Origin of the sequence: Xanthobacter aminoxidans, from assembly GCF_023571765.1 — a bacterium.
In the GTDB taxonomy this organism is placed as follows: Bacteria; Pseudomonadota; Alphaproteobacteria; order Rhizobiales; family Xanthobacteraceae; genus Xanthobacter; species Xanthobacter aminoxidans.
The window spans coordinates 45,067-68,244 of sequence record NZ_JAMJXC010000016.1; the positions used below are offsets into that span (position 1 = coordinate 45,067).

The window sequence follows — 23,178 nt, forward strand, 5'->3', positions numbered from 1 at the left end:
TCTCGTTCGATGACGGGTTTGGCGACCCGGGTCAGTGCTGCATGCCCCAGCGATGCACGGTCTTGCGCTCGATGGTGGCGAAGATCAGGTTTTCCACGGCGAGGCCGATGAGGATGACGGTGAACAGGCCGGCGAAGACGTTGGCCGTCTCCAGCTGGTTGCGGTTTTCGAAGATGAACCAGCCGAGGCCGCCGGAACCGGAGGATACGCCGAACACCAGCTCGGCGGCGATCAGCGTGCGCCAGGCGAAGGCCCAGCCCACCTTCAGGCCGGTGAGGATGGCCGGGAAGGCGGCGGGGATGAGGATGAGCCGCACCAGCTTCAGACCGCGCAGGCCGTAGTTCAGGCCCACCATGGTGAGCGTCTTGGACACCGCGCGGAAGCCCGAATGGGTGTTGAGCGCGATGGCCCACAGCACCGAGTGCACCAGCACGAAAATGACGCTGCCCTTGCCGAGCCCGAACCAGATGAGCGCCAGCGGCAGCAGCGCGATGGCCGGCAGCGGATTGAACATGGAGGTCAGCGCCTCCAGCAGGTCCGCCCCGAGCCGCGATCCGATGGCGATGGTGGTGAGCACGGCGGCGAGCACGATGCCGATGGCATAGCCGATGAGCAGCGTCTCCAGCGAGGAGAGGGTGCGCGCCGGGATCACCCCGTTGGCGACGTTCTCGAAGAAGGCCGAGAGCGTGTCGGTGAAGGTGGGGAACAGCAGCGGATTGGCGAGCCACAGGCCATAGGCCTGCCACAGCGCCGCCAGCGCCACGAGGATGATGGCCTTGCGCACCGCGCCGATGCGGTAGATGCGCTCGAAGGGCGAAAGGGTGGCCTCGACGGTGATGTTACCGAGGGGCGTTTCCGGATTGACGATCTCCGGACGCAAGGCGAGGGTCTGGTTCACGGGCGTATCCTCAGTGTCCGAAGAGCATGTCGTTGATGCGGGCTTCCAGCTCGACCTGCGCCGAGGTGCCCATCTGTTCGGCCGGAACGCTGTTCAGCTCCGCCCGCACCCGGCCGGGATGGGGCGAGAGCAGGAGGATGCGCGTGCCGATCTTGATCGCCTCCTCGATGGAGTGGGTGACGAACAGGACGGTGAAGCGCGTGTCGTCCCACAATTGCAGCAGCTCGTCCTGCATCTTGCGGCGGGTGAGCGCGTCGAGCGCGGCGAACGGCTCGTCCATCAGCAGCACGTCCGGCTCCATGGCCATGCCGCGGGCGATGGCGACGCGCTGCTTCATGCCGCCGGAGAGCATGTGGGGATAGCTGTCGATGAACTTGGTGAGGCCCACCTTGTCGATATACGAGCGCGCCCGCTCGCGCGCCTCTGCGGCGCCCAGGCGGCCGGAGGAGGTGAGCGCGAAGATCACGTTCTCGCCGACGGTCTTCCATGGCAGGAGCTGGTCGAACTCCTGGAACACCATCATGCGGTCCGGGCCGGGCTCCTTCACCTCATGGTCCTTGAGGCGGATCTTGCCCTCGGTCGGCGTGATGTATCCGCCGATGGCCTTCAGCAGCGTGGACTTGCCGCAACCTGACGGACCGAGAAGAACGAAGCGGTCGGAATCGTAGACCTTGAAGTCCACGCGATAGGTGGCCGTGACGAGACTGTCGGGCGTCTTGTATTGAAGGGTCACGCCCTCGACGCTGAGCAGCGGCGCGAATCCAGTCTGGTCTGGATGCATAGTCATCGTTCCTCCCCGCGCCAAGCGGCGCAAATTGTTCTTGGTGCACTTCGGCGACCTTGCTTAGGATCATAGCCGGCGATCCTGACCCGAACCTGACACGGGGCGGCTTTGATCGCGGGAGCGTTCGGTGCGCATTCTGCTGGTGGAAGACACGCCGGAGATCGGCCTCGCGGTGCAGAAGCGCTTCGAGCGCATCGGCTATGCCGTGGACTGGGAGACCGACGGGCGCACCGCGAGCGAGCTGATCGAGGTGCAGCCCTACGACCTCGTGGTGCTCGACGTGATGCTGCCCAACATGGACGGCTTCACCGTGCTGAAGCACCTGCGCCGGCGCGGCCTGCGCACGCCCGTATTGGTGCTCACCGCGCGCTCGGCGGTTGACGACCGGATCAGCGCCCTCGACCTCGGCGCCGACGACTATCTGGTGAAGCCGTTCGACTATCGCGAGCTGGAGGCGCGGGCGCGGGCCCTGCTGCGCCGGGCGGCGGGCATGGCGGACAACACCATCAAGGCCGGCCCGCTGGTGATCGACCGGGCGGGACGCACGGCGATGATCGCGGGCGCACCGCTCGATCTCACCCGGCGCGAGCTGACCGTGCTGGAAATCCTCGCCTCGCGCCCCGGCGCCTTCGTCGGCAAGGAGGAATTGCTGGAGCAATTGTTCGGCTTCGACCGCGATCCCAGCACCAATGCGGTGGAGCAATTCATCACCCGGCTGCGCCGCAAGCTCGCCGCCACCTCCGTCGAAATCCGCACCGAGCGCGGCCTGGGCTACCAGCTTGTCGCTTCGTGACCTTCGGGCCTCCCTCCGCGCCCGCATGCTCACCGCGCTGGCGGCGATCCTTTTGCTGGGCGCCGCGGTCCTGAGCCTCGCCGCATGGCAATATGCGGCGCTGGCCGCCCGCGATGCCTACGACAAGCTGCTGGTGGGCGGGGCGGTGCAGATCGCGGAGAACATCTATCTGCAAGGGGGCGTCGTCACCCTCGATCCGCCGGTCGCCGCCATCGCCACGCTCTCCGCCTACGACCTCGTATTCTACAGCGTCACCGATCCGCGCGGCATCGTGGTGGCGGGCTATGGCGACCTCACGCTCGCGGCCTCGCCGGAACGCCTGCGCAAGGGCGTCGTGCTGGAGGACGGCCAGTATCAGGGGCAGCCGGTGCGCGTCGCCGGCCTCGTGCGCAAGGTGGAGGGCGCGCCGGGGGATGGCTGGACCCGCATCATTGTCGCGCAGACGCTCTCGGCGCGGGCCGCGCTCACCTCCGACCTCGCCTTCAAGGCCCTCGCCATGATCGCGGCCATGAGCCTTCTCGCCCTCGCCACGGCGGCGCTCAGCCTGCGCCTCGTCTTCTCCCCGCTGACCCGCATCGAGCGGGAGATCGCCGGCCGCCAGCCCGACGATCTGAGCCCCATCGCACTCACACCGCCGCCCGAGGCGCGGGCGCTGGTGGAGGCCATCGACGGCTTCATGCTGCGCCTCAGAGAGCGCATCGCGCTCATGCAGCGCTTCATCGCCGATGCCGCCCATCAGATCCGCACGCCGCTCGCCGCCATCGATGCGCAGGTGGAACTGCTGGAGACGGAAGATCCCGCGCACACCGCGCAACTGGAGGGGCTGAGGTCGCGCATCGCCGAGTTGGGCCGGCTCACCAGCCAGTTGCTCGACCACGCCATGGTGCTCCACCGCGCCCGCGCGCAGAGCCTTGCGCCCACCGACCTCAACGCGTTGGCGAAGGCCGTGCTCTCCCGCGCCGTGCCTCTCACCCTCGATCGGGAAATCTCCATCAGCTTCGTGCCGCTGGAGGGCGCGCCGCTGCTCGATGTGGACGCCATCAGCGTTGGCGAGGCGCTGGCCAACCTGATCCACAACGGCCTGATGCACGGCGCCCGCAAGCGGCTGTCGGTATCTGTGGAGCGCACGCCGGACGGCGTCGCGCTGCGGGTGTGGGACGACGGCCCCGGCATTCCCGCGTCCGATCAGGCGCGCATCGCCATGCCGTTCCAGAAGGGCGCCGCCTCGTCCGGCTCGGGCCTCGGCCTGGCCATCGCCGGAGAAGTCGCCCGCGCCCACGGCGGCACGCTGCGCTTCGAAGGGGGCGACGGCGATTTCAGCGTGGTCCTCGAATTGCGCTGAACCGGGCGCACTCGGAGCCGGAGCGGCAGCTCGATCCCGTCGATCATGGGGCGGGCGCGAAGAACGATCGGGCCGGCGGCGTTAAGACAGCCGGCCCTGAGAGTGCGCGACAGGAATGCGGAGCGCCTCAGCCCCTCACCTGAGGGAAGAAATCGGTCGGCCCCATCTGGCCGCCCTTCAGCACCAGTTCCAGCCCGTCATAGAGCGGGTCGTCGGACCATGCGCGGCACAGGGGGGCGCCGGGGGCGAGGCCGGCGACGATGTCGAGGGCGAAGATGTTGAGCGCCTCCATCACCTCGCCCGAACTGTCGCCGCCCGCCACCATCACCCGCCGCACCGCGCCGCTCTCCACGATGCGGCGCATGATCTCCGCCAGCACCGTGCCCACCCGCCGTGCCGCATCGGCACGGGAAAGGCCGGCCGCAGCGGCGGTCGCGTCGAAGCCGGCGACGGCCGCATCGTCCGGCCCCTCGGCGCTGTAGACGACCGGGCTCAGGCCACGCGAAAGCGCATCCATGGCGGTGGCGACGGCGCGGGCGACTTCCGCCTCCCGATGGACGTCGGAGAGCGCGTGGGAAAGGTCCAGCCGCTCCGTGTGGAAGCCGGCGGTCCGCGCGTGAGCGAGCTGCGCCGCCGTCACCGGCGAGCAGCTGCCCGAGACGACGGCGATCTTCTCCACGGCCGCGGCCTTGGGCAGACCGGGTGTTTCCGGCAGCAGACCGAGGCTGCGCCAATAGGCGGCGAGCGCATATTGCAGGCCGGAGGAGGAGGCGGAGAACAGGCCGTCGCCCCTGTTTTCCCAGATGAGCCGTCCGGCCTCCACCAGGGTCGCCTCATCCATCACGTCGATGAGCACCACGGGTGTGTCATCGCCCCGGAGCGCGTCGCAGCGCGCCTGCGCCTTGCCGGCGCGGATCTCGGCGAGATCGATGAGGGCCATGCGCCGGTCCGTCTGGCGCGCGAGATGGCGGCCGAGGTCCGCCTCGTCCATGGGCGTCACCGGATGGCGCGACATGGTGGGGTGGCGGTCCAGCCGGTAGGTGGTGCCGTTCCAGGTGACGAACAAATTGCCGAACATCTGGTAGCGGCCGAGGCGCGGCACGCCCACCACCATGGGCGACCAGCCACCGCCCATCTGCCGCACCCCGAGATCGATGGCGCGGCCGATGGAGCCCACATGGGGGGCGGAATCGAAGGTGGAGCAGACCTTGTAGTGCAGCACCGGCGCGCCCAGCGCCGCGAGGCGGGCGAACAGGGGCGGCAGCTCCTTGTCCATCCACTCCGGCGATCGCCCGCGCGAGGAGCCGGCAAGGCCGATGGCGCGGGCATGGGGAAAGCGCGCGCGCATCTCCTCGGTGGGCGGGCGCAGAAACAGCACCGAGGGCACGCCGGCCGCGGTGATCGCCTCCAGCGCATCGGTGGAGCCGGTGAAGTCGTCGCCGTAATAGGCGAGGAGCAGGCCCTCCGGCAGCGCCGCCCCGGTCTTGGTCCCCGAGGTCATCGCCAGAAGCCGAGCGCGGTCTTCAGCGCGGTGCTGCGGGTCGCCTCGTCCTCAAGGCTCGCCCCCGCCATGGCCGCCCGCCACGCCGCCCTGAGCGCCTCGACGCCAGCCGGCACCCCGGCGGGATGGCCGAAGATGCCCCCGCCCGCCGTGTGGATGAGATCGGCGCAGCCGATGGCGGCATAGGTCTGTGCCGCCTGCCGTCCGGTCTGGCCGGAGGAGAAGACCGGCATGGCCTCCATGGGGGCCGTGTCATTGATGGGCGCCAGCACCGCGCGGGCGGCGGCGATGACGCTCTCATTGCTCTCGGAGAACTTGTTGTAGAGCCCGTTCACATGCAGGTGGTCCACCCCCGCCAGCCGCCAGAGCTGCTGCCAGGGGGCATAGTCCCACCCCAGCGCCGGGGCGCGGTAGAGCGTGCCCCAGCCGGCGCGGTGGCCGTGCAAGGGCAGCTGGGCGTGGCGGGCGATCTCCCGCACCCCCACGAGGCCGATGGAATTCAGGCACACCATCACGCAGGTGCCCCCCAGCTCCAGCACCAGGTCATGCCGGCGGCGCATCTCGTCCAGGTCGCCGGTGATGTTGAAGGCCACCATCACCTTGCGGCCCCGCCGGTCGGCGGCATCGTTCACCACCCGCATCACCGCCCGCGCCCGCTCCTCGAAGGGGCAGCGGCCGCCGTCGGCCTGCAATTCGTCGTCCTTGATGAAGTCGATGTCGCCGGCGATCAGCTCACGCACCTGCTGCGCGGTCTCCTCCGCCGTGAGGCCGATGGAGGGCTTGATGATGGTGCCGATGATGGGCCCTTCCGCCACTCCGGCGAGGCGGCGGGTGCCGGAAATGCCGAAGGCCGGACCCTTGAAAGCTGACGTGAAACCGAATGGCAGCTGAAGGCCGGTGATACGCAGACCGGAAACCTGGTGTAACTCGAACAGATTGCCGGCGACGGTGGACATCAGGTTCGGCAGGGACGGGCCGAAATTCTCCACCGGCCAGGACAGTTCGAGCGTCGCCCTCGTGTAGCGATCGGACGCCATGGCGCCCGGCAGGCTGGGCCGGTCCACCACGTCAAGTATCTCGAGACGCTCGACTTTTGCACCCGAACGCTGCTTCAGCTCCGCCGTCTCGGTGGCCAGCGCCACGAAGGTGCCGCTCGACTGCTCCCCGGCGATGACCTCCGCCGTCCGCGCCGGGTCGCCCCCGGTCTCCATCCAGTAGGTGGCATGGACACGATCGCTCATCACAGGGGTTCCCAAGGTCGTCTGTCAGGTGAGTCCAACCAATTGCCTTTGTTAAGGAATTGGTTGGGCTCTCGGGGGAGCTGGTACCGCTCAGGTGATGCGGCGGATGCTCTCGGCGATCTCGTCATTGTCCAGGCACTTGAGCCAGTCGTCCCGCATCAGCCGCGGCTTGCCGAACTGGATGGCCTTGTTGCAAGCATCTGAGAACATGCCCGGAATCTCCTTGAACGTCACCGCCGCAAGGATGTTCATGTGGCCCAGCAGGAAGTCCCGCGCGCACTCCGCCGGCACCCCCCGCCGCACCGTCTCGTCCATGGCTTCCCGCATCACATCGAGCAAGGTGGCGCAGATGGTCTCGGACAGGCCCGGCTCCAGGATCGCCATCTGCTTAACGGTCAGGCGATAGGAGCGCAGGATGGGGGCGTAGATGGCCTTCGCCACCGCCTCGCCCAGGGCGAACGCCTCGTCCGGCCCCTGCATCAGCGCGGAGGTGATGGACTGCTTCGCGGCCACGCCGCCGAAATAGTCGCGCCGGCCTTCCTCGGTGGTCTCATCGTTGAAAATCAACGGGTGGCAGGGGTGCGAGACGAAATAGATGAGGTCGGGCCGCTCCGGCAGATGCCCAGCGAAGGGTGCTGCGGCGTCCAGCAGCATCACCATGGTGCCCGCCTTCAGCTTGGGCGAGATGGCGTGCGAGACCTTGCCGATGAGCGTATCCGGCACGGCGAGGATGACCACGTCGGCGCCGTCGAGGGCGGCATCCACCTCGGTGCAGTCGACGCCCACCTCGTCCTTGAGCCGCCTGCGGCCGACCTCGCTGACCTCCACATGGGCCACGCGGAAGTCCGTCTTGGCGAGGTTCTTGGACAGGCGCACGCCCATCTTTCCGCCGGCGCCGAACAGCGCGATCTTCGCATCCATCTTGTTTCTCCCGTCGTCTTCATCGGGGCCGGCAGGGCCGGCCCCTCGTGTTTGTTCAGTTGCGCCGTCAGGCCGAGCGCGCCGGAGCCGCGGCCCTGTCGGCGAGGCTCTCGCCCTGCCGCGCCACCACCAGGGTCAGCACCGCGGACAGGAGCATGAAGCCGCCCACCAGCAACATCGCCGCCTGGAAGGAGCCAGTGGCATCCTTCACCCACCCGGTGATGAAGGGTGCCGCAAAGCCGGCCACATTGCCTACCGTGTTGATGAGGGCGATGCCCGCCGCCGCACCGGCGCCCGACAGGAACCGGGCGGGGATGGCCCAGAAGTTGGGCAGTGCCGAGAAGATGGCGCAGGCCGTGACCGTGATGACCGCCACCGTGGCCGCAGGCGAGTTCACGTAGAGCGCCACCGGGATGGAAACGGCGCCGATGAGGGCGGGCAGGCCCACGTGCCAGGGCTTCACGCCGGTCTTCGCCGCCTGCCGGCTCCACAGCACCAGGGCGAATGCCGCGGGCAGATAGGGGATGGCGGTGATGAAGCCCTTCTGCATCACGCTGAACTTGGAGCCGAACTGGGCCTCGAAGCCGGAGATGATGGTGGGCAGGAAGAAGGCCAATGCATAGAGGCCGTAGATGAGGCCGAAATAGACGAAGGAGAGCAGCCACACCCGTCCGTTCAGCAGCGCGCCGGTGGCGAGGATGTTGTGCGAGCCGCCCTTCGCCTTCTCTTCCTTGGCGAGCTCGGACGTGAGCCAGGAGCGCTCCGCGGCGGTCAGCCATTTCGCGTCGGCCGGCTTGTCCACGAGGTAGAACCAGGCGATCACACCCACCACGATGGCCGGCACCGCGACGCCGAAGAACATGACACGCCAGCCGGCAAGGCCCATCAGCCCGTCAGCACCGATCAGCGCCGACGCGAAGGGCGCACCGATGACGATGGTGAGCGGTTGCGCCACATAGAACAGCGCCAGCACCTTGTTGCGGTGACGCGCCGGTACCCACAGGCTGAGATAGAGGATCGCGCCGGGGAAGAAGCCGGCTTCGGCAACGCCCAGCAGGAAGCGCAGGAAATAGAGGCCTTCCACGCTGCTCACCCAGGTGAACAGCAGGGCGACGATGCCCCAGGTGACCATGATGCGGGCCAGCCAGCGGCGGGCGCCGAACTTGTGGAGCGCAAGGTTGCTCGGCACTTCCAGGAGGATGTAGCCGAGGAAGAAGATGCCCGCGGCGAACCCGAACTGTGCGGCGTTCAGGCCGAGGTCCTTGGTCATGCCGTTGGGTCCGGCGAAGGACACGGCGGTACGGTCGAGGAAGTTGATGAAGAACATCAGGCCGATGAACGGCGTCAGCCGCCAGCAGACCTTGCTGATGGCCGACCGCTCGACGGCCGACACCTCGGGCTCAGGCATGGTTATCCTCCCAGATAAGGCAGATGGGTTGCCGTCTGCGCATTCTTGTTTTTGGGCTCGGGACGCCGCGCAGGTGGCTGCCCGGGCTTAGAGCTGACGTGCGCCATTAGGCGCTGGGAGGCGGCAGGAACAATCGATTTGTTGTCCGCCGGATGTGAGTTAAACTCACATTTAGGATGCTGCATTGCAGCGAAACTGAGCCTTCAGCCGATGTCTCAACAGCCGAGCCACCCCTTGCCATCATTGGTGGCGCTGCGCGCGTTCGAGGCCACGGCGCGGCACCGGAGCATGAGCCGGGCCGCGGAGGAATTGTGCGTCACGCACGGGGCCGTCAGCCGCCATGTGAAGGCGCTGGAAGCGACGCTCGGCGTGCAGTTGCTGGCCCGCCGGGGTACCGCCACCGATCCGACGCCCGAAGGCCAGCGCCTCGCCGAGGGGCTGACGACCGCGTTCGGGGTGATCCATGCCACGCTTGAGCGGGTGCGGCCGGGACCGCTGACCCTCTCCTGCTCGGCCTCCATCATGCTGTGCTGGCTCATCCCGCGCATGGCCGGGTTTCACCGTCGGAATCCGGACGTGCAGGTGGAGCTGAACATGAATTACGACAAGGTGGATTTCAGCCGCGACAACATCTCGCTGGCGATCCGCTCCTCCACCATCCCGCCGCCACGCGATGCCATCATCCGCGAACTGGGGGCAGAGTGGATCGGGCCGGTCTGCGCCCCCGACTATCTTGCCGCCATGCCGCTGGCGACGCCGGATGATCTGGCGCGCGCGCACCTTCTGGCCACCAACACCCGGCCGGAGGCGTGGCGGGACTGGGCCGAGGCGACCGGCAACGGCGACCTCACCCTCAAGGCGCAGCGCAGCTTCGATCATTTCTATCTGCTCATCCAGGCGGCGGCCTGCGGCCTCGGCGTTGCGGTGGTGCCGCACATGCTGGCGCTGAGCGAACTGCAATCCGGCCGGCTGGTGGCGCCGTTCGGCTTCACGCCCGGCGCGCGGCACCTGAGGCTGTGGATCTCGCCGCAGGCCGCCATCCGCGCCGAACTGAGGGCACTCGAAGCGTGGCTCGTAGGCGAGATGGCGACATTCGGCGCGGCGCCCCGGCCGGCGCGTGGCGGAGCCTGACCTCAGGTCGGCTTGGAGATGAGATCCATTCAGAGACTGCCGAAGCGGGCCATCGCGCATCCCCCCTTTTTGCGCATGGTTGGCCCTAGACGCGGCGCGCGATGCCGTAGCGGCGCATGCGGCGGTGGATCGTGGTGCGGTCCACACCGAGGTCGCGGGCGACGGCGGAAATGTTCCAGCTCCGCGCCCGCAGGGCGGCGAGGAGCCGGTCGTGGGCGATCTCTCCCTCTCCTGACGGGAAGGCGGGCGACAGGGCAGCCGCGCCCGCCTCGTGCGGGGCGTCAGCCTCGCGCAGGCGTTCGGGAAGGTCTTCCCACTGGATCGTCCCCTCGGCGGCGAGCGCGCAGGCGAAATCGAGCGTGTTCATCAGCTCGCGGATATTGCCGGGCCAGCGATAGGCGCGCAGCAGATCCAGCGCGTCCGGCGACAGGCTGAAGCGGGTCTTCGCCGCCTTGCCCCGCTCCTCCAGGAGGCGCTCCACCAACCATTCGAAATCGGCGCGGCGGCGCAGCGGCGGCAAGGCCAGGACGGCGCCGCTCAGGCGGAAATAGAGGTCTTCGCGGAAGCGGCCGGCGTTCACCTCCGCGAGGAGATCGCGGTGGGTCGCGGCGATGACGCGGATGTTCACCGGCACCGGCCGCGTGCGGCCCAAAGGCGTTACCTCCCGCTCCGCGAGCACGCGCAGGAGGCGGGTCTGGAGGGTCAGCGGCATGTCGCCGATCTCGTCCAGGAAGAGCGTGCCGCCGTCCGCCTCCAGCACCAGACCCTTGCGGCCGCGTGCGACGGCGCCGGTGAAGGCGCCCGCCTCGTAGCCGAACAATTCGCCCTCGATCAGCGTCTCCGGCAGCGCCGCGCAGTTTACCGCCACGAAAGGCCGCGCGGAGCGGGCGCCGGCAGCGTGGATGGCCTTGGCGAGGAACTCCTTGCCGGTGCCCGTCTCGCCGCAGACGATGAGGTTCATCTGCGTGTTCACGAGCCGCGCCGCGCGGGCCGTCACCGTCGCCATGGCCGCATCGCCGCCGTGGAGGCCGGCGAGCGGTGCCGGCAGGCTCGGCGGGGCGGCCGCAACCGACCGCGTGGAGATGCGGGCGGGCAGTTGGCAATGGGCGAACATGGGCGTCCCCGTGCCGGCGAGGCGGACCATGCGCTGCGCCACGGGGCTCGCCGGGCCAAGGCGCGGCAGGTCGTCGATGGCGATCTCGATGAACTCGCTCAGGCGGCGCCCCACCAGCGGCCGCACGGCATCGGCCGGCGGGCGTGCCTCCAGCTCGCGCCGCAGCAGCGCGCGGGCCTTGCTGTTGAAACCGGCGATGCAGCCGGAACTGTCCACCGCCAGCACGTAGGGCGGGTCCACGTCGGCGAATTCGGGCGAGGGCGCGAGGCGCAGGATGAACTCGCCCCGGAAGCGATTGAGCAGGTTCGCCGTCTCGATCTTGTGCGCGACCGACTTCACCAGCTGGAGCGCGAGGAGTTGGCTCTCCTTCGGCTGGGGGGAGCGCAGCGCCGAGATGTCGAGGACGGCGGCGAGCGCACCGGAGGGATCGAACACGGGCGCCGCCGTGCAGGTGAGCGGGATGTGGGTCGCGTCGAAATGATCGGTCTGGTGCACCACCAGCGCCTCGCCGGTGGCGATGCAGGTGCCCACGGCGCAAGTGCCCGCGCTCGGCTCCTTCCAGTCGGCGCCGAGATAGAGGCCGGCGCGCATGAGCGTGGCGTCGAAGGTGGGATCGCCGATGAAGTCCACGGTGATGCCCTTGGCATCGGTGAGCAGCAGCACGTAGCCGAGCCCCGCCACGTCCCGATAGAGCGTCTCCACCCCGAAGCGCGCAGTGTGGGTGAATTCGTCCATGGCGTCCTGATGCTCGCGCAGCTGCGTCGAGGGCAGGATCAACGGCTCGCGCAACACCACCGGATCGAGACGGTGCTCGCTGACACAGCGCTGCCAGGACTTCATGATGACGGGATCGCGCGTGCCGCGTGACGGCACGGGCAAGCCGCTCGCCGCGCGCATGAGCTCGTCGATATGCGCGACCTGCTCCTGTCGCATGACGATCCTCCCAGATCGTTTTTTATTGTGCGCGAGTGTTGCCGCGAAATGGAGCGCCCGCAAGCCTTTCCGCGGGTCAGGGGTGTGTCCGCGAAATCCATGGTGAGGGCCAAGCTGCAACACCTGTGGCACGCGCGGCGCCACACCTGTGGCGTCACCGCCTCAGGTGCCCCCGCGCCACGCTGGCGGCACCGCCTTGTCCCGCAACGGTTTGACGCGACGGGCGCGATTGGCCCGCCCCTTGCTCTTGTCCTTTCCATCAAGCCGGCGCGAAGCCGGCACTGAAGAACACGGCAAGGGAAGGAAACGTGGCCCGCTCCGCCAGAAGCGGGCCGTGAACGGGCACGCCTGCGGCTGCCCTTCCTCCCTGCCGGTCCCGTCGATCCGAAGGAGGAGGAAAAGCCCATGTCCATCACGTCGCCCATGCAGACCGCCGACGGCGCGCTGTCCAACAATCCCATTCCGCTGGAGAAGGACGCTCTGCTTGCGGCCTACCGCACCATGCGGACCATCCGCGATTTCGAGGAGCGGCTGCACGTGGAATTCGCCAAGGGCGACATCCCCGGCTTCGTCCACCTCTATGCCGGCGAGGAGGCCTGCGCCACCGGCATCATGATGCACCTCACCGACAGCGACCGCATCGCCTCCACCCATCGCGGCCACGGGCACTGCATCGCCAAGGGCGTGGACGTGGAGGAGATGATGGCCGAGATCTACGGCAAGTCGTCCGGCTCGTGCCGCGGCAAGGGCGGCTCCATGCACATCGCCGATCTCTCCAAGGGGATGATGGGCGCCAACGGCATCCTCGGCGCCGGTGCGCCGCTCATCTGCGGCGCCGCGCTCGCCGCCAAGTGCCGCGGCGACGGCGGGGTCGGCATCACCTTCTTCGGCGACGGCGCGGCCAACCAGGGCACGGTTCTCGAAAGCATGAACCTCGCCGCCGTCTGGAACCTGCCGGTGATCTTCGTGCTGGAGAACAACGGATACGCAGAGGCGACTTCGGTTACTTACGCAACGGGCGTGGACAACTTTCTCGACCGCGCCCACGGCTTCGGCCTGCCGGGCGTCAGCGTGGACGGCACGGACTTCTTTGCCGTCCACAAGGCGGCCGGCGAACTGATCGCCAAGGCGCGCGCGGGCGGCGGGCCGGCGCTGCTCGAATGCAAGATGGTGCGCTTCTACGGCCATTTCGAGGGCGACAGCCAGACCTACAAGGCCAAGGGCGAGAACGACTTCAACCGCCTCAACCGCGACTGCCTGAAGATCTTCGCCGATCGCGTGACGGCGGCGGGCATCGTCTCCGATGCCGAGATCGCGCTCATGGACCGCGAGGTGGCAAACCTCATCGACGACGCCGTGTCCTCGGCCAAGTCGGCCCCGCAGCCGACGCCGCAGGAGCTCACCAGCGACGTCTACGTCTCCTACTGAGCCACGACAGCGAACCCGCACGGCCCAACGATTTCCTGGAGGAAACCATGTCCCGCACCCTCAGCTTCAAGCTGGCGATCAACGAAGCCCTCGACCTTGAAATGCGCCGCGATCCCTCCGTCATCCTGCTCGGCGAGGATATCGTCGGCGGCTCCGGTTCGCCGGGGGAGATGGACGCCTGGGGCGGCGTGCTCGGCGTCACCAAGGGGCTCTACGGCAAGCACGGCAACCGCCTGATGGACACCCCCCTGTCCGAGAGCGCCTACATCGGCGCGGCCATCGGCGCCGCCGCCTGCGGCATGCGCCCGGTGGCGGAGCTGATGTTCCTCGACTTCATGGGCGTGTGCTTCGACCAGATCCTGAACCAGGCGGCCAAGTTCCGCTACATGTTCGGCGGCAAGGCGAAGACGCCCGTGGTCATCCGCGCCATGGTCGGTGCCGGCTTCCGCGCCGCCGCGCAGCACTCGCAGATGCTCACCCCCATGTTCACCCACGTGCCGGGGCTAAAGGTGGTGTGCCCCTCCAACGCCTATGACGCCAAGGGCCTCCTGATCCAGTCCATCCGCGACGACGATCCGGTGATCTTCTGCGAGCACAAGAACCTCTACGCCAGCGAGGCGGACGTGCCAGCCGAGCCCTACGCGATCCCCTTCGGCGAGGCGAACGTGGTGCGGGACGGGCGGGATGTAACCATCGTCAGCTACGGCCTCACCGTCCACCGGGCGCTGGAGGCGGCACAGACCCTCTCGAAGCGCAGCGGCATCGAGGCGGAGGTGATCGACCTGCGCACCCTCTCGCCCATCGACTGGGACACGGTGATCGAGAGCGTGGAAAACACCGGCCGCCTGGTGGTGGTGGACGAGGCCAACCCGCGCTGCTCCATCGCCACGGACGTGGCGGCCTATGTGGCCCAGCAGGCCTTCGGGGCGCTGAAGGCGGCGCCGCAGATGGTGACCGCGCCACACACGCCTGTGCCGTTCTCGCCCGCGCTGGAGGACCTCTACATCCCCTCCGCCGACGCCATCGCCGCCGCCGTGCTGAAGACCCATCCCCAGGCGCTCGCCGCCTGATCGCCGGAGACATCGGACAATGACGGATACGCGCATCAAGCCCATCGTCATGCCCAAGTGGGGGCTCTCCATGGCGGAGGGCAAGGTCACGGGCTGGCTGAAGCCGGAGGGCACGGCCATCGCCATCGGCGACGAGATCGTCGAGGTGGAAACCGACAAGATCGCCGGGGTGGTAGAGGCGGGCGATGCCGGCGTCCTGCGCCGGACCCTCGGCACGCCGGGCACGGTCTATCCGGTCAAGGCGCTCATCGGCGTGCTGGCCGATGCGGACGTTCCGGACGCCGAGATCGACGCCTTCGTCGCCGCCTTCGCGGTGCCGGAGGAGGCGGGCGCGGGGGAGGAAGCCGCCGGCCCACGCTACGAGTTCGTGGACACGCCCGCCGGCCGCCTGCGTTACGCTCGCCGAGGCGAGGGCGAGAAGACCGTGGTTCTGGTCCACGGCTTCGGCGGCGACCTCGACAACTGGCTGTTCAACATCGACGCCCTCGCCGGGGCTGCCACGGTCTATGCCCTCGACCTGCCGGGGCACGGGCAATCGGACAAGGCGGTGGGCGAGGCGAACCTTGCCTTCCTCTCCGGCGCGCTTATCGCCTTCATGGATGCGCTCGCAATTCCGCGCGCGCATCTCGTGGGCCATTCCATGGGCGGGGCGGTGGCGAGCGCCTCCGCGCTGGAGCATCCGGAGCGGGTGGCCTCCCTCGCGCTCATCGGCTCGGCCGGGCTCGGGCCGGAGATCAATTCCGGCTACACCGACGGCTTCGTCGCCGCCGGCTCACGGCGCGACATGAAGCCGGTGCTGGAGCAGTTGTTCCATGATCCCGGAACAGTGACGCGCCAGTTGATCGAGGATATCCTCAAGTACAAGCGCCTCGACGGCGTGGACAGCGCGCTGACCGCCCTCTCCGCCAATCTCTTCCCCGCCGAGCGGCAGACCCATGTGCTGGCCGACAGGCTGAAGCAGACCGACGCGCCCATCCTCGTGGTGTGGGGCGAGACCGACCGCGTCATTCCCGCCGCCCATGCCGGTGCGCTGGAAGGCCGCGCCACCGTGGAGGTGCTGCCCGGCGCTGGCCACATGGTGCAGATGGAAAAATCCGGCCGGGTGAACGAGCTGCTGCTCGACCACCTCAAGCGCTGACCGCCTGAAACCCCGCAACGACAAGCACCGGCGCGCCAGGGCGACCGGCGAAGGAGGACACATGTCCGATCTCAAGGACAAGAGCATCATCATCACCGGCGCGGCCGGCGGCATCGGCGCCGCCATCGCCAGGGCCCTCGCGGAGGACGGCGCCCGCATTGTCGTCGCCGACCTTTCAGAGGCGGCAGCGACGAAGGTGGCGAACGAGATCACGGCCGCGGGCGGCACCGCCATCGCCGTGCCGGTGGACGTGCGCGAGCGGCCGCAGGTGCGCGCGCTCATCGACAAGGCGGTAGAAGCATTCGGCCGCCTCGACGTACTGTTCAACAATGCCGGCGTCGCCCAGACGCGCCCCTTCCTCGACATCACCGAGGAGGACTGGCGCTTCGTCACCGATGTGAATGCGCTCGGCGTGCTCATCGGCATGCAGGAAGCGGTAAAGACGTTCCGCAAGCAGGGCGGCGGCGGCAAGATCATCAACACCGCCTCCATCGCCGCCAAGCAAGGCTACGAGCCCCTCGCCCACTACTGCGCCAGCAAGTTCGCGGTGGTGGCCATGACCCAGGCCGCCGCCCGCGCCTTCGGCAAGGAGGGCATCACCGCCAACGCCTTCTGCCCCGGCGTGGTGGCCACCGACATGTGGAAGGTGATCGACAAGGGCTTCCGCGACAGCGGCCTGACCCACGGCGAGAACGAGGCGTTCGAGACCTTCGCGGCGGGCGCTGTGCTGGGTCGCGCCTCGCGCCCGGACGATCTCGTCGGCGTCGCCCGCTTCCTCGCCTCGTCCCAATCCGACTTCATGACCGGCCAGTCCCTGCTCGTGGACGGCGGCATGGTCTTCACCTGAGGAAACGCCATGACATCTTCCGTGCCCCAGCAATTGAGAGAGATGAACCAGCGTTTCGGCGCCCTTGCCAAGGCGGCGCCGCAGGTGATGACGGCCTTCCGCGGTCTCATGGGCGAGGCGTCGAAGTCCGGCGCCGTGCCAGCCAAGATGAAGGAACTGGTGGCCCTCGCCATCGCCGTCCACCAGGGCTGCGCGGACTGCATCGTGTTCCACGCCGCCAATGCGCGGAGCCACGGCGCCACCCGCGCGGAAGTGGCCGAGATCCTCGGCGTGTGCATCGAGATGGGCGGCGGGCCGTCCGCCGTCTACGCGGGCAAGGCGCTGGAGGCGTTCGACGCCCTCGCCACCGAGCCGGCCTGACCAACCATCAAGAACAGACACAAGGGAGAAACGCCCATGAAGGCCGCCCGCTTCCACGCCAAGCGCGACGTGCGCGTCGAGGACATCAGCGAACCGCCCGCCCCCGGCCCCCGCCAGGTCGTCATCCGCAACAGCTTCTGCGGCATCTGCGGCACCGACCTGCACGAATACGCCGCCGGACCCATCTTCATCCCGACCGACCCGCATCCCTACACCGGCGCGAAGCTGCCGCAGGTGCTGGGCCATGAATTTGGCGGCACCGTCGTCGCCATCGGCAGGGAGGTGACGAACGTGAAGGTGGGCGACCGGGTTTCGGTGCAGCCCATGGTGTCGCCGCGCGACGACTATTTCGGCACGCGCGGCCTCTACCAGCTCTCCGAGAGCCTCGCCATCATCGGCCTCGGCTGGCAATGGGGCGGCATGGCGGAATACGCGTTGGTGAACGACTACAACGTCTTCGCCATGCCGGATTTCGTCAGCGACGAGCAGGCGGCGCTGGTGGAGCCCACGGCGGTCACCGTCTATGCCGCCGAGCGTGGCGGGGTGAAGCCGGGATCGAGCGTGCTGGTCACCGGTGCCGGACCCATCGGGCAGTTGCAGGTGCTGGCGGCGCGGGCGGCGGGGGCGACGCAGATCTTCCTCTCCGACACCAACGACAACCGCCTCGCCATGGCGCGGGCCATCCTGCCTGATGTCATCACCCTCAACCCCAAGCGGGACGCGGTGGCCGATGCCATCCGCGACCAGACCGAGGGCCATGTGGGCGTGGACGTGGCGCTCGAATGCGTGGGCGCCGAGGCGGCGCTCGCCACCTGCATCGACGCGGTGCGCCGGCAGGGCGTGGTGGTGCAGGTGGGGCTGCATGTGGGCAAGCCGGCGGTGGACGGCTTCACCGTCACCTTCAAGGACATCGATGTACGCGGCTCGTGGTGCTACACGACCCTCATGTGGCCGAAGGTGGCGGCGCTGATCGGCAAGGGTCTGCTGCCGGCGGAAAAGGTGGTTACCCGCCGCATCCGCCTCGACGAGGTGGTGGCAAACGGCTTTGAAGCCCTGCTCGACCCCGCCGGGCAGGAGCTGAAGATCCTCATCGACCTGCGCTGAGGACCGGAAGATCCGCTCCGTGACGAGGGCATCGCGCAGCTGCCTGCGCGATGCCCCGGCCGCTCAATAGATGCCGGTTTCCACGGCCACGCGCCGATAGCTCGCGCCAGCCGTGAAGCCGCCGTCGATCACGAAGTCCTCGCCCGTGATGAAAGCGGAGCGATCCGAGGCGAGGAACAGCACCAGCTCGGCGATCTCCTGCGGCGTGCCGCTGCGGCCCATGGGCGTCATGCCGATCATGGGCTGAAGGTGCGGGCTCGCGGCGTTGAGGGCCGTCACCACGAGGCCGGGGCACACCGCATTCACGCGGATGCCGCGCGCGGCATATTCCATGGCGGCGCTGCGGGTAAGACCCCTCAGGCCCCATTTGCTCGCGGTGTAGGCCGGGTCGTAATGCCCGGAAAAGGCGCTGTTCGACGAGATGTTGACGATGGCACCGCCGCCGGTCTCCTCCATCAGCGGCACCGCCGCCCGGATGCCGAGGAAGGCGCCGGTGAGGTTGACCTTGAGCACCCGCTCCCAAGCCTCCGGCTCGGTGGCGGAGACGGTGCTGCGGTTGATGATGCCGGCATTGTTGACGAGGATGTCGAGCCGCCCCTTCCAGCCGCGCACCTCTTCCACCGCCTGATCCCAGGCCTCGGGATCTGTCACGTCGAGAGGGCGGAAGCGGGCGTCGATGCCCTCGGCCGAAAGCTCCGCCACGAACGCCTCACCCTCGGGCACCAGCACGTCGCAGACCAGCACTGCCGCGCCTTCGCGCCCCAGACGCCGGGACTCGGCCGCGCCCTGCCCCCGCGCGCCCCCGGTGACGATGGCGACGCGCCCCTCCAGCTCCGTCATGTTTTTCTCCCGGCTTTATCGTTCGCGGCCGGCTGGCCTCCGGTCGCGCCTCCGCCCCCGAATACCCCTTGCCACGAATTCTAGAATAAACTAAAAATCGCATAATACGAGATTAATAGTCGTTCAAGCGATCATCGGACGCGCGCGGCGCAGAATCCGGGACGGGGGAGGAACGGAATGCTCGACGGGAAGGTCGCCCTCATTACGGGGGCGGGCATCGGAATCGGCCGGTGCGCAGCGGAGCTGTTCGCGCGGAACGGCGCGCGTATCGTCGTCGCCGAGATCAATGCAGAAGCGGGAGAAGAGACTGCGGCGCGCATCCATGCAGCCGGCGGCGACGCCCTGTTCGTGCGCACCGACGTGACCGACGCGGCAAGCGTGGAAGCGGCAGTTGCAACGGCGGTCGCGCACTATGGCCGGCTCGACGTGATCTACAACAATGCCGGCGGCTCCACGACCCGCGACAGCGACCTCACCCGCGCGCCAGACGACGAATTCTGGCGGGCCATGACGCTCGATCTGCACGGCACCTGGCTCGTCAGCCGTTTCGGCATTCCCGAGCTCATCAAGGCCGGCGGCGGCGCCGTGGTCAATGCAGCGTCCGTGGTGGCCCTGATGGGCTGGCCGGGCAAGGATGCCTACACCGCCGCCAAGGGCGCGGTGGCTGCACTCACCCGCTCCATGGCCGTGGAATATGCACCCTACAATATCCGCGTGAATGCGGTGGCGCCTGGCGTCACCCGCACGCCGCGGGTGGTGGCGCAACTGGAGCAGCTGGAGACGACCCAGCGGCTCACCGCCGCCCACCTCTTGGGCATGGTGGAGCCGGAGCATGTGGCGCAGGCGGCGCTGTTCCTCGCGTCCGATGCCTCGGGCCGGACCACCGGGCATGTGCTGCCCGTGGACAGCGGCCTCTCCATCTCCTGACCTCTGGCGTGGCGGCTCACTCCACGGATGAGGCGTCCTCGGGAACGGGGCTGCGGATCTTGCGCGGGCGTGCCGCCCGCTGGGCCGGCCGCACCCCGGCCTCCCCGGCGATGGCGCTGGTGATGCGGGCAGCGAGAGTCTTGATCTCGGCCACCAGTTCTTCCTTGCCCGCGCTCTGGAAGCGCGCCTCCGGCAGCGCGAACACCACGCTGCCGAGGACGCGCCGCTCGGCATCGAACACCGGGGCGCCGATGCCCACGAGATCGGGGATCACCTCGCCGCGCGTTATGCAGTAACCGTCGCGGCGCAGGCGCGACATGTTGGAGCGGAACTGCTCCCAGTTCTCGCCGAGGCCCGCCTCGCGCACCAGTTCCCCGTGCCAGAGCATGATGTTGCGCAGCTGGTAGGGGGTGAGGTGGGCGAGGATGGTCTTGGCCATGGCGCCGCGGAACATGGGCATGGGGCGGCCGCGCTCGTAATATTCCGGCACCGAACGCTCGGGCCACACGATGTCGGCGCACATGACCTTGTCGCCGTAATAGCTGCACAGCATCATATTGATGCCGAGCCGCGCGCTCACGTCCCGCATGGGCCCGCCGGCGCGGGTCAGCAGCGGGTCGGCGCGGCGCACGAGGCGGTCGAGCTCGATGATGCGCGGGCCGAGCACATAGCTGCCGCCCGTGGTGGGGGCGAGCAGGCCCGAATCGCACAGGGACTGGATGTAGCGATAAGCGGTGGCGCGGGAGGCGCCGGCCGCCTGCACGTCATCGAGCTGGATGCTCATGCGGTCCTCACCGAAAAGGTCCAGCACCTTCAGCATCTTGTCGAGACTGCTCATGCAGCGTCCCTTCGGCTCGCGGCGTCATGCGCCCGAGGCGCAGCACCTGTCGCGGCATTATAGGGCCGCACGCTCGCGGATTGAAATTTGCGAGCAGTTTCAAATCCGCGCAGCCCACCGTCGTTTAGGCGCCACCGCGCGGGACTGCCACCCGTCGGAGCCCTCCGGAAACCTGACCGTTGCAGGCCTGGAGCGATTGACAGACATCAAGATACAGAAATAGTCTCATATTACGAGAATAATCTACAACACGGAAACGCCATGCCCCATCCAGAAAAGGCCCCCAGCCGGGCCCGCGTCACGTTTGCATGTCCTCTGGAGGGCGGCCGATGACATCCCGCGCGCCTTACGATCTTTCCGGCATGCGCATCCTGCTCACGGGCGCGGCCGGCGGCATCGGGCGGGCGACGGCGCATCTGTGCGCGCGCCTTGGCGCCGAGATGGTACTGACCGATGCGGGCGATGCGCCCGGCCTTGCGGATGAACTCGTTCGCGATCACGGCCAGACCCACACTTACGCCGCCTGCGATGTGCGCGATCGCGCGGCGGTCGAGGCCCTGTGCCGGGACGCCGGGCCGCTGGACGCCGCAGTGCTGAATGCCGGCATCTTTCCGCAGGAGCAGTGGCTGGCCGACGATTGGGACGACCTTTTCCACGAGGTGATGGCGGTGAACGTGGCGGGGCCTGCGCACTTCGCCCGCGCCCTCGTTCCCGCCATGAAAGCGCGGGGCAACGGCCGCATCGTGCTGCTCGGCTCGGTCGCCGCCCACACCGGCGGCACCTATGCCCATTCGCCAGTGAGCTATGCCGCCTCCAAGGGCGCGATCCACACCTTCGTGCGCTGGCTCGCACGTCGCGCCGCGCCGGAAGTGCTGGTGAATGCGGTGGCGCCCGGCTCCACCCTCACGCGCATGGTGGCGACCGCCGATCCGAAGGCGCTGGAGGCGATGCCGGTCCCGCGCTTCGGCCGACCGGAAGAGATCGCCTGGCCCATCGCCTTCCTCTGCTCCCCCGGCGCCAGCTTCGTCTGCGGTGCCATCCTGGATGTGAACGGCGGCGCCTACATGGGCTGAGGGCGCGGGGCGCAGATCGTCTCGCCCCCGCCAATGCCCGCGCCGCAAACACATTGACACTAGTCTCATAAAATGAGATTTTTAGTTATTCGCTCTTTAAGCAGAAAACGACCTGCAGAGGCAGGCGCATTGGGCGCCCCGGCGCCCGATCATGGGGAGGAAACACAGATGAAGCGCATGCTGACCCGCACCGCCCTTGCCCTGGCGGTGGGCGGCCTTTCCCTCGCGGCGACATCCGCCGCACGGGCCCAGTTCACCGATGGCGTCGTCCGCATCGGCGTGCTCAACGACCAGAACGGCATCTATGCCGACATGGCCGGCCCCGGCTCGGTCGCGGCCGCGAAGATCGCGGTGGAGGAGATCGGCGGCAAGATCGGCAATACGCCCATCGAGATCATCGTCGGAGACCACCAGAACAAGCCGGACATCGGCCTCAACATCGCGCGCAAATGGCTGGACGTGGACGGCGTCGACATGATCGCCGACATTCCCAATTCCTCCATCTCGCTGGCGCTGGTCCAGCTGGTGAAGGAAAAGAACAAGGTGGCCGTCATCGCCACCTCCAACAGCAATCGACTGACCGGCGATTCCTGCACGCCCAACCATGTCCACTGGACGCTCGACAATTACTCCCTCGCCAAGAGCACGGCGACGGAAGTGCTGAAGTCCGGCGGCAACAGCTGGTACTTCGTGACAGTGGACTATGCCTTCGGCCACGACATGGAGCGCGAGGCAGGCCAGATCGTGAAGAATGCCGGCGGCACCGTGGTCGGCTCCGTCCGCCATCCGCTCGGCTCGTCGGACCTCTCCTCCTTCCTGCTGCAGGCCCAGGCCTCCGGCGCCAAGGTCATCGGCTTCGCCAATTCCGGCGCCGACTTCACCAATTCCATGAAGCAGTCGGCCGAATTCGGCATCACCCAGGGCAAGCAGAAGCTGGCGGCGCTCGCCGTGTATCTCACGGACATCAAGTCCCTCGGCCTCACCAGCGGCCAGGGTCTCTATCTCAGCGAGCCGTTCTACTGGGACCTCAATGACCAGACGCGTGCCTTCGCCAAGAAATTCTCGGAGAAGATGAACGGCGCCATGCCCACCTCCTTCCAGGCGGGCGTCTATTCCGGCGTGCTCCACTATCTCAAGGCGGTCCAGGCCCTCAACAGCGATGCGGACGGTCGCGCCATCGTCGCCAAGATGAAGGAATTGCCCACCGATGACCTCGCCTTCGGCAAGGGCTACGTACGGGCCGACGGCCGCAAGATCCATCCCATGTACCTGTTCAAGGTGAAGAGCCCGGCCGAGTCCAAGGGGCCGTGGGATCTCTACACCAAGATCGGCGAGACGCCTGCCGATCAGGCCTTCAAGCCGCTTGAGGCCGGCGGCTGCGCCCTCGTGAAGCAGAACTGAGCTCGCCGGGCTGTTCCCTTCAGCGAAGCCGGGAGGCTGCGGGCTCCCGGCCGAATGCCCCGCTCAACCCGAGTCCCGCATCGATT

21 protein-coding genes are annotated in these 23,178 nt (G+C 68.2%); 12 read left to right on the forward strand and 9 right to left on the reverse strand.

What is annotated here, in order from left to right:
• Window positions 1-31: 31 nt before the first annotated feature.
• Window positions 32-898: an ABC transporter permease gene (locus EJ105_RS20710; RefSeq protein WP_250167823.1), complete on the reverse strand. Its 867-nt coding sequence runs from the start codon at window positions 896-898 to the stop codon at window positions 32-34.
• Window positions 899-908: 10 nt separating this feature from the next.
• Window positions 909-1,685 carry an ABC transporter ATP-binding protein gene (locus EJ105_RS20715; protein WP_024279881.1) on the reverse strand — a complete coding sequence of 259 codons (777 nt, stop codon included), beginning with the start codon at window positions 1,683-1,685 and terminating at the stop codon, window positions 909-911.
• A 124-nt stretch (window positions 1,686-1,809) separates the two neighbouring features.
• Here EJ105_RS20715 and EJ105_RS20720 point away from each other — a divergent pair, with 124 nt between their 5' ends.
• Entirely contained in the window at window positions 1,810-2,475 is a 666-nt protein-coding gene (locus EJ105_RS20720; RefSeq protein ID WP_250167824.1) for a response regulator transcription factor, read from the forward strand.
• Window positions 2,476-2,500: 25 nt separating this feature from the next.
• The gene (locus EJ105_RS20725) at window positions 2,501-3,817 is read left to right on the forward strand and encodes a sensor histidine kinase (protein WP_250167878.1); all 1,317 of its coding nucleotides are present in this window, start codon (window positions 2,501-2,503) and stop codon (window positions 3,815-3,817) included.
• A gap of 127 nt (window positions 3,818-3,944) precedes the next feature.
• Here EJ105_RS20725 and oiaK read toward each other — a convergent pair whose 3' ends face one another.
• From oiaK to EJ105_RS20745, 4 genes are all read right to left on the reverse strand, one after another.
• Complete coding sequence (gene oiaK / locus EJ105_RS20730; RefSeq protein WP_250167825.1) at window positions 3,945-5,318, reverse strand: 3-oxo-isoapionate kinase OiaK; 1,374 nt, start codon at window positions 5,316-5,318, stop codon at window positions 3,945-3,947.
• A complete protein-coding gene (locus tag EJ105_RS20735; protein WP_250167826.1) occupies window positions 5,315-6,559 on the reverse strand; it encodes a ribulose-bisphosphate carboxylase large subunit family protein in 1,245 nt (414 codons plus the stop codon). Before EJ105_RS20735 ends, oiaK begins: the two co-directional genes overlap by 4 nt.
• Before the next feature lie 90 nt (window positions 6,560-6,649).
• Complete coding sequence (locus EJ105_RS20740; RefSeq protein WP_250167827.1) at window positions 6,650-7,480, reverse strand: phosphogluconate dehydrogenase C-terminal domain-containing protein; 831 nt, start codon at window positions 7,478-7,480, stop codon at window positions 6,650-6,652.
• 67 nt (window positions 7,481-7,547) lie between these two features.
• Complete coding sequence (locus EJ105_RS20745) at window positions 7,548-8,888, reverse strand: MFS transporter (protein ID WP_250167828.1); 1,341 nt, start codon at window positions 8,886-8,888, stop codon at window positions 7,548-7,550.
• A 210-nt stretch (window positions 8,889-9,098) separates the two neighbouring features.
• Here EJ105_RS20745 and EJ105_RS20750 point away from each other — a divergent pair, with 210 nt between their 5' ends.
• On the forward strand, window positions 9,099-10,019 hold the full coding sequence (locus tag EJ105_RS20750) for a LysR substrate-binding domain-containing protein (protein WP_029557710.1): 921 nt from the start codon (window positions 9,099-9,101) through the stop codon (window positions 10,017-10,019).
• Window positions 10,020-10,104: 85 nt separating this feature from the next.
• Here the strand turns inward: EJ105_RS20750 and EJ105_RS20755 are convergent, their stop codons facing one another.
• Complete coding sequence (locus EJ105_RS20755; protein WP_250167829.1) at window positions 10,105-12,066, reverse strand: sigma-54-dependent Fis family transcriptional regulator; 1,962 nt, start codon at window positions 12,064-12,066, stop codon at window positions 10,105-10,107.
• A gap of 405 nt (window positions 12,067-12,471) precedes the next feature.
• Between EJ105_RS20755 and EJ105_RS20760 the strand changes: the two genes are divergently transcribed.
• The 6 genes from EJ105_RS20760 to EJ105_RS20785 all read left to right on the forward strand — a co-directional run bounded on the left by EJ105_RS20760 (window position 12,472) and on the right by EJ105_RS20785 (window position 18,013).
• Window positions 12,472-13,494 (forward strand): thiamine pyrophosphate-dependent dehydrogenase E1 component subunit alpha, encoded by a 1,023-nt coding sequence (locus EJ105_RS20760; protein WP_280938447.1) that lies wholly within the window; start codon window positions 12,472-12,474, stop codon window positions 13,492-13,494.
• Between the two features lie 47 nt (window positions 13,495-13,541).
• Window positions 13,542-14,564, forward strand: coding sequence for an alpha-ketoacid dehydrogenase subunit beta (locus EJ105_RS20765; RefSeq protein ID WP_250167830.1), 1,023 nt, complete (start codon window positions 13,542-13,544; stop codon window positions 14,562-14,564).
• A gap of 19 nt (window positions 14,565-14,583) precedes the next feature.
• Entirely contained in the window at window positions 14,584-15,702 is a 1,119-nt protein-coding gene (locus EJ105_RS20770) for an acetoin dehydrogenase dihydrolipoyllysine-residue acetyltransferase subunit (RefSeq protein WP_250167831.1), read from the forward strand.
• A 61-nt stretch (window positions 15,703-15,763) separates the two neighbouring features.
• Complete coding sequence (locus EJ105_RS20775; protein WP_250167832.1) at window positions 15,764-16,549, forward strand: glucose 1-dehydrogenase; 786 nt, start codon at window positions 15,764-15,766, stop codon at window positions 16,547-16,549.
• Between the two features lie 9 nt (window positions 16,550-16,558).
• On the forward strand, window positions 16,559-16,909 hold the full coding sequence (locus EJ105_RS20780; RefSeq protein WP_024279895.1) for a carboxymuconolactone decarboxylase family protein: 351 nt from the start codon (window positions 16,559-16,561) through the stop codon (window positions 16,907-16,909).
• Window positions 16,910-16,945: 36 nt separating this feature from the next.
• On the forward strand, window positions 16,946-18,013 hold the full coding sequence (locus tag EJ105_RS20785) for a 2,3-butanediol dehydrogenase (RefSeq protein WP_250167833.1): 1,068 nt from the start codon (window positions 16,946-16,948) through the stop codon (window positions 18,011-18,013).
• Between the two features lie 63 nt (window positions 18,014-18,076).
• On the opposite strand, the gene EJ105_RS20790 is transcribed toward EJ105_RS20785, so the two are convergent.
• Window positions 18,077-18,853, reverse strand: a complete 777-nt coding sequence (locus tag EJ105_RS20790) for an SDR family NAD(P)-dependent oxidoreductase (RefSeq protein ID WP_250167834.1) — start codon at window positions 18,851-18,853, stop codon at window positions 18,077-18,079.
• 177 nt (window positions 18,854-19,030) lie between these two features.
• Between EJ105_RS20790 and EJ105_RS20795 the strand changes: the two genes are divergently transcribed.
• On the forward strand, window positions 19,031-19,780 hold the full coding sequence (locus EJ105_RS20795; protein ID WP_250167835.1) for an SDR family NAD(P)-dependent oxidoreductase: 750 nt from the start codon (window positions 19,031-19,033) through the stop codon (window positions 19,778-19,780).
• Window positions 19,781-19,796: 16 nt separating this feature from the next.
• Here the strand turns inward: EJ105_RS20795 and EJ105_RS20800 are convergent, their stop codons facing one another.
• Window positions 19,797-20,618, reverse strand: coding sequence for an IclR family transcriptional regulator (locus EJ105_RS20800; protein WP_024279899.1), 822 nt, complete (start codon window positions 20,616-20,618; stop codon window positions 19,797-19,799).
• A gap of 329 nt (window positions 20,619-20,947) precedes the next feature.
• Between EJ105_RS20800 and EJ105_RS20805 the strand changes: the two genes are divergently transcribed.
• Window positions 20,948-21,691 (forward strand): SDR family NAD(P)-dependent oxidoreductase, encoded by a 744-nt coding sequence (locus EJ105_RS20805; protein WP_250167836.1) that lies wholly within the window; start codon window positions 20,948-20,950, stop codon window positions 21,689-21,691.
• Between the two features lie 168 nt (window positions 21,692-21,859).
• Complete coding sequence (locus EJ105_RS20810) at window positions 21,860-23,092, forward strand: ABC transporter substrate-binding protein (RefSeq protein ID WP_029557699.1); 1,233 nt, start codon at window positions 21,860-21,862, stop codon at window positions 23,090-23,092.
• Window positions 23,093-23,178 lie beyond the last annotated feature (86 nt).

What these genes read in the sequence shown, in the direction of transcription:
- EJ105_RS20805 (WP_250167836.1), top strand. Translation starts at nt 20,948, where the DNA reads ATGACATCCCGCGCGCCTTACGATCTTTCCGGCATGCGCATCCTGCTC.
- EJ105_RS20755 (WP_250167829.1), bottom strand. Translation starts at nt 12,066, where the DNA reads ATGCGACAGGAGCAGGTCGCGCATATCGACGAGCTCATGCGCGCGGCG.
- EJ105_RS20735 (WP_250167826.1), bottom strand. Translation starts at nt 6,559, where the DNA reads ATGAGCGATCGTGTCCATGCCACCTACTGGATGGAGACCGGGGGCGAC.
- EJ105_RS20800 (WP_024279899.1), bottom strand. Translation starts at nt 20,618, where the DNA reads ATGAGCAGTCTCGACAAGATGCTGAAGGTGCTGGACCTTTTCGGTGAG.
- EJ105_RS20740 (WP_250167827.1), bottom strand. Translation starts at nt 7,480, where the DNA reads ATGGATGCGAAGATCGCGCTGTTCGGCGCCGGCGGAAAGATGGGCGTG.
- EJ105_RS20795 (WP_250167835.1), top strand. Translation starts at nt 19,031, where the DNA reads ATGCTCGACGGGAAGGTCGCCCTCATTACGGGGGCGGGCATCGGAATC.
- EJ105_RS20760 (WP_280938447.1), top strand. Translation starts at nt 12,472, where the DNA reads ATGTCCATCACGTCGCCCATGCAGACCGCCGACGGCGCGCTGTCCAAC.
- EJ105_RS20775 (WP_250167832.1), top strand. Translation starts at nt 15,764, where the DNA reads ATGTCCGATCTCAAGGACAAGAGCATCATCATCACCGGCGCGGCCGGC.
- EJ105_RS20715 (WP_024279881.1), bottom strand. Translation starts at nt 1,685, where the DNA reads ATGACTATGCATCCAGACCAGACTGGATTCGCGCCGCTGCTCAGCGTC.
- EJ105_RS20750 (WP_029557710.1), top strand. Translation starts at nt 9,099, where the DNA reads ATGTCTCAACAGCCGAGCCACCCCTTGCCATCATTGGTGGCGCTGCGC.
- EJ105_RS20745 (WP_250167828.1), bottom strand. Translation starts at nt 8,888, where the DNA reads ATGCCTGAGCCCGAGGTGTCGGCCGTCGAGCGGTCGGCCATCAGCAAG.
- oiaK (WP_250167825.1), bottom strand. Translation starts at nt 5,318, where the DNA reads ATGACCTCGGGGACCAAGACCGGGGCGGCGCTGCCGGAGGGCCTGCTC.
- EJ105_RS20765 (WP_250167830.1), top strand. Translation starts at nt 13,542, where the DNA reads ATGTCCCGCACCCTCAGCTTCAAGCTGGCGATCAACGAAGCCCTCGAC.
- EJ105_RS20785 (WP_250167833.1), top strand. Translation starts at nt 16,946, where the DNA reads ATGAAGGCCGCCCGCTTCCACGCCAAGCGCGACGTGCGCGTCGAGGAC.
- EJ105_RS20790 (WP_250167834.1), bottom strand. Translation starts at nt 18,853, where the DNA reads ATGACGGAGCTGGAGGGGCGCGTCGCCATCGTCACCGGGGGCGCGCGG.
- EJ105_RS20780 (WP_024279895.1), top strand. Translation starts at nt 16,559, where the DNA reads ATGACATCTTCCGTGCCCCAGCAATTGAGAGAGATGAACCAGCGTTTC.
- EJ105_RS20810 (WP_029557699.1), top strand. Translation starts at nt 21,860, where the DNA reads ATGAAGCGCATGCTGACCCGCACCGCCCTTGCCCTGGCGGTGGGCGGC.
- EJ105_RS20725 (WP_250167878.1), top strand. Translation starts at nt 2,501, where the DNA reads ATGCTCACCGCGCTGGCGGCGATCCTTTTGCTGGGCGCCGCGGTCCTG.
- EJ105_RS20770 (WP_250167831.1), top strand. Translation starts at nt 14,584, where the DNA reads ATGACGGATACGCGCATCAAGCCCATCGTCATGCCCAAGTGGGGGCTC.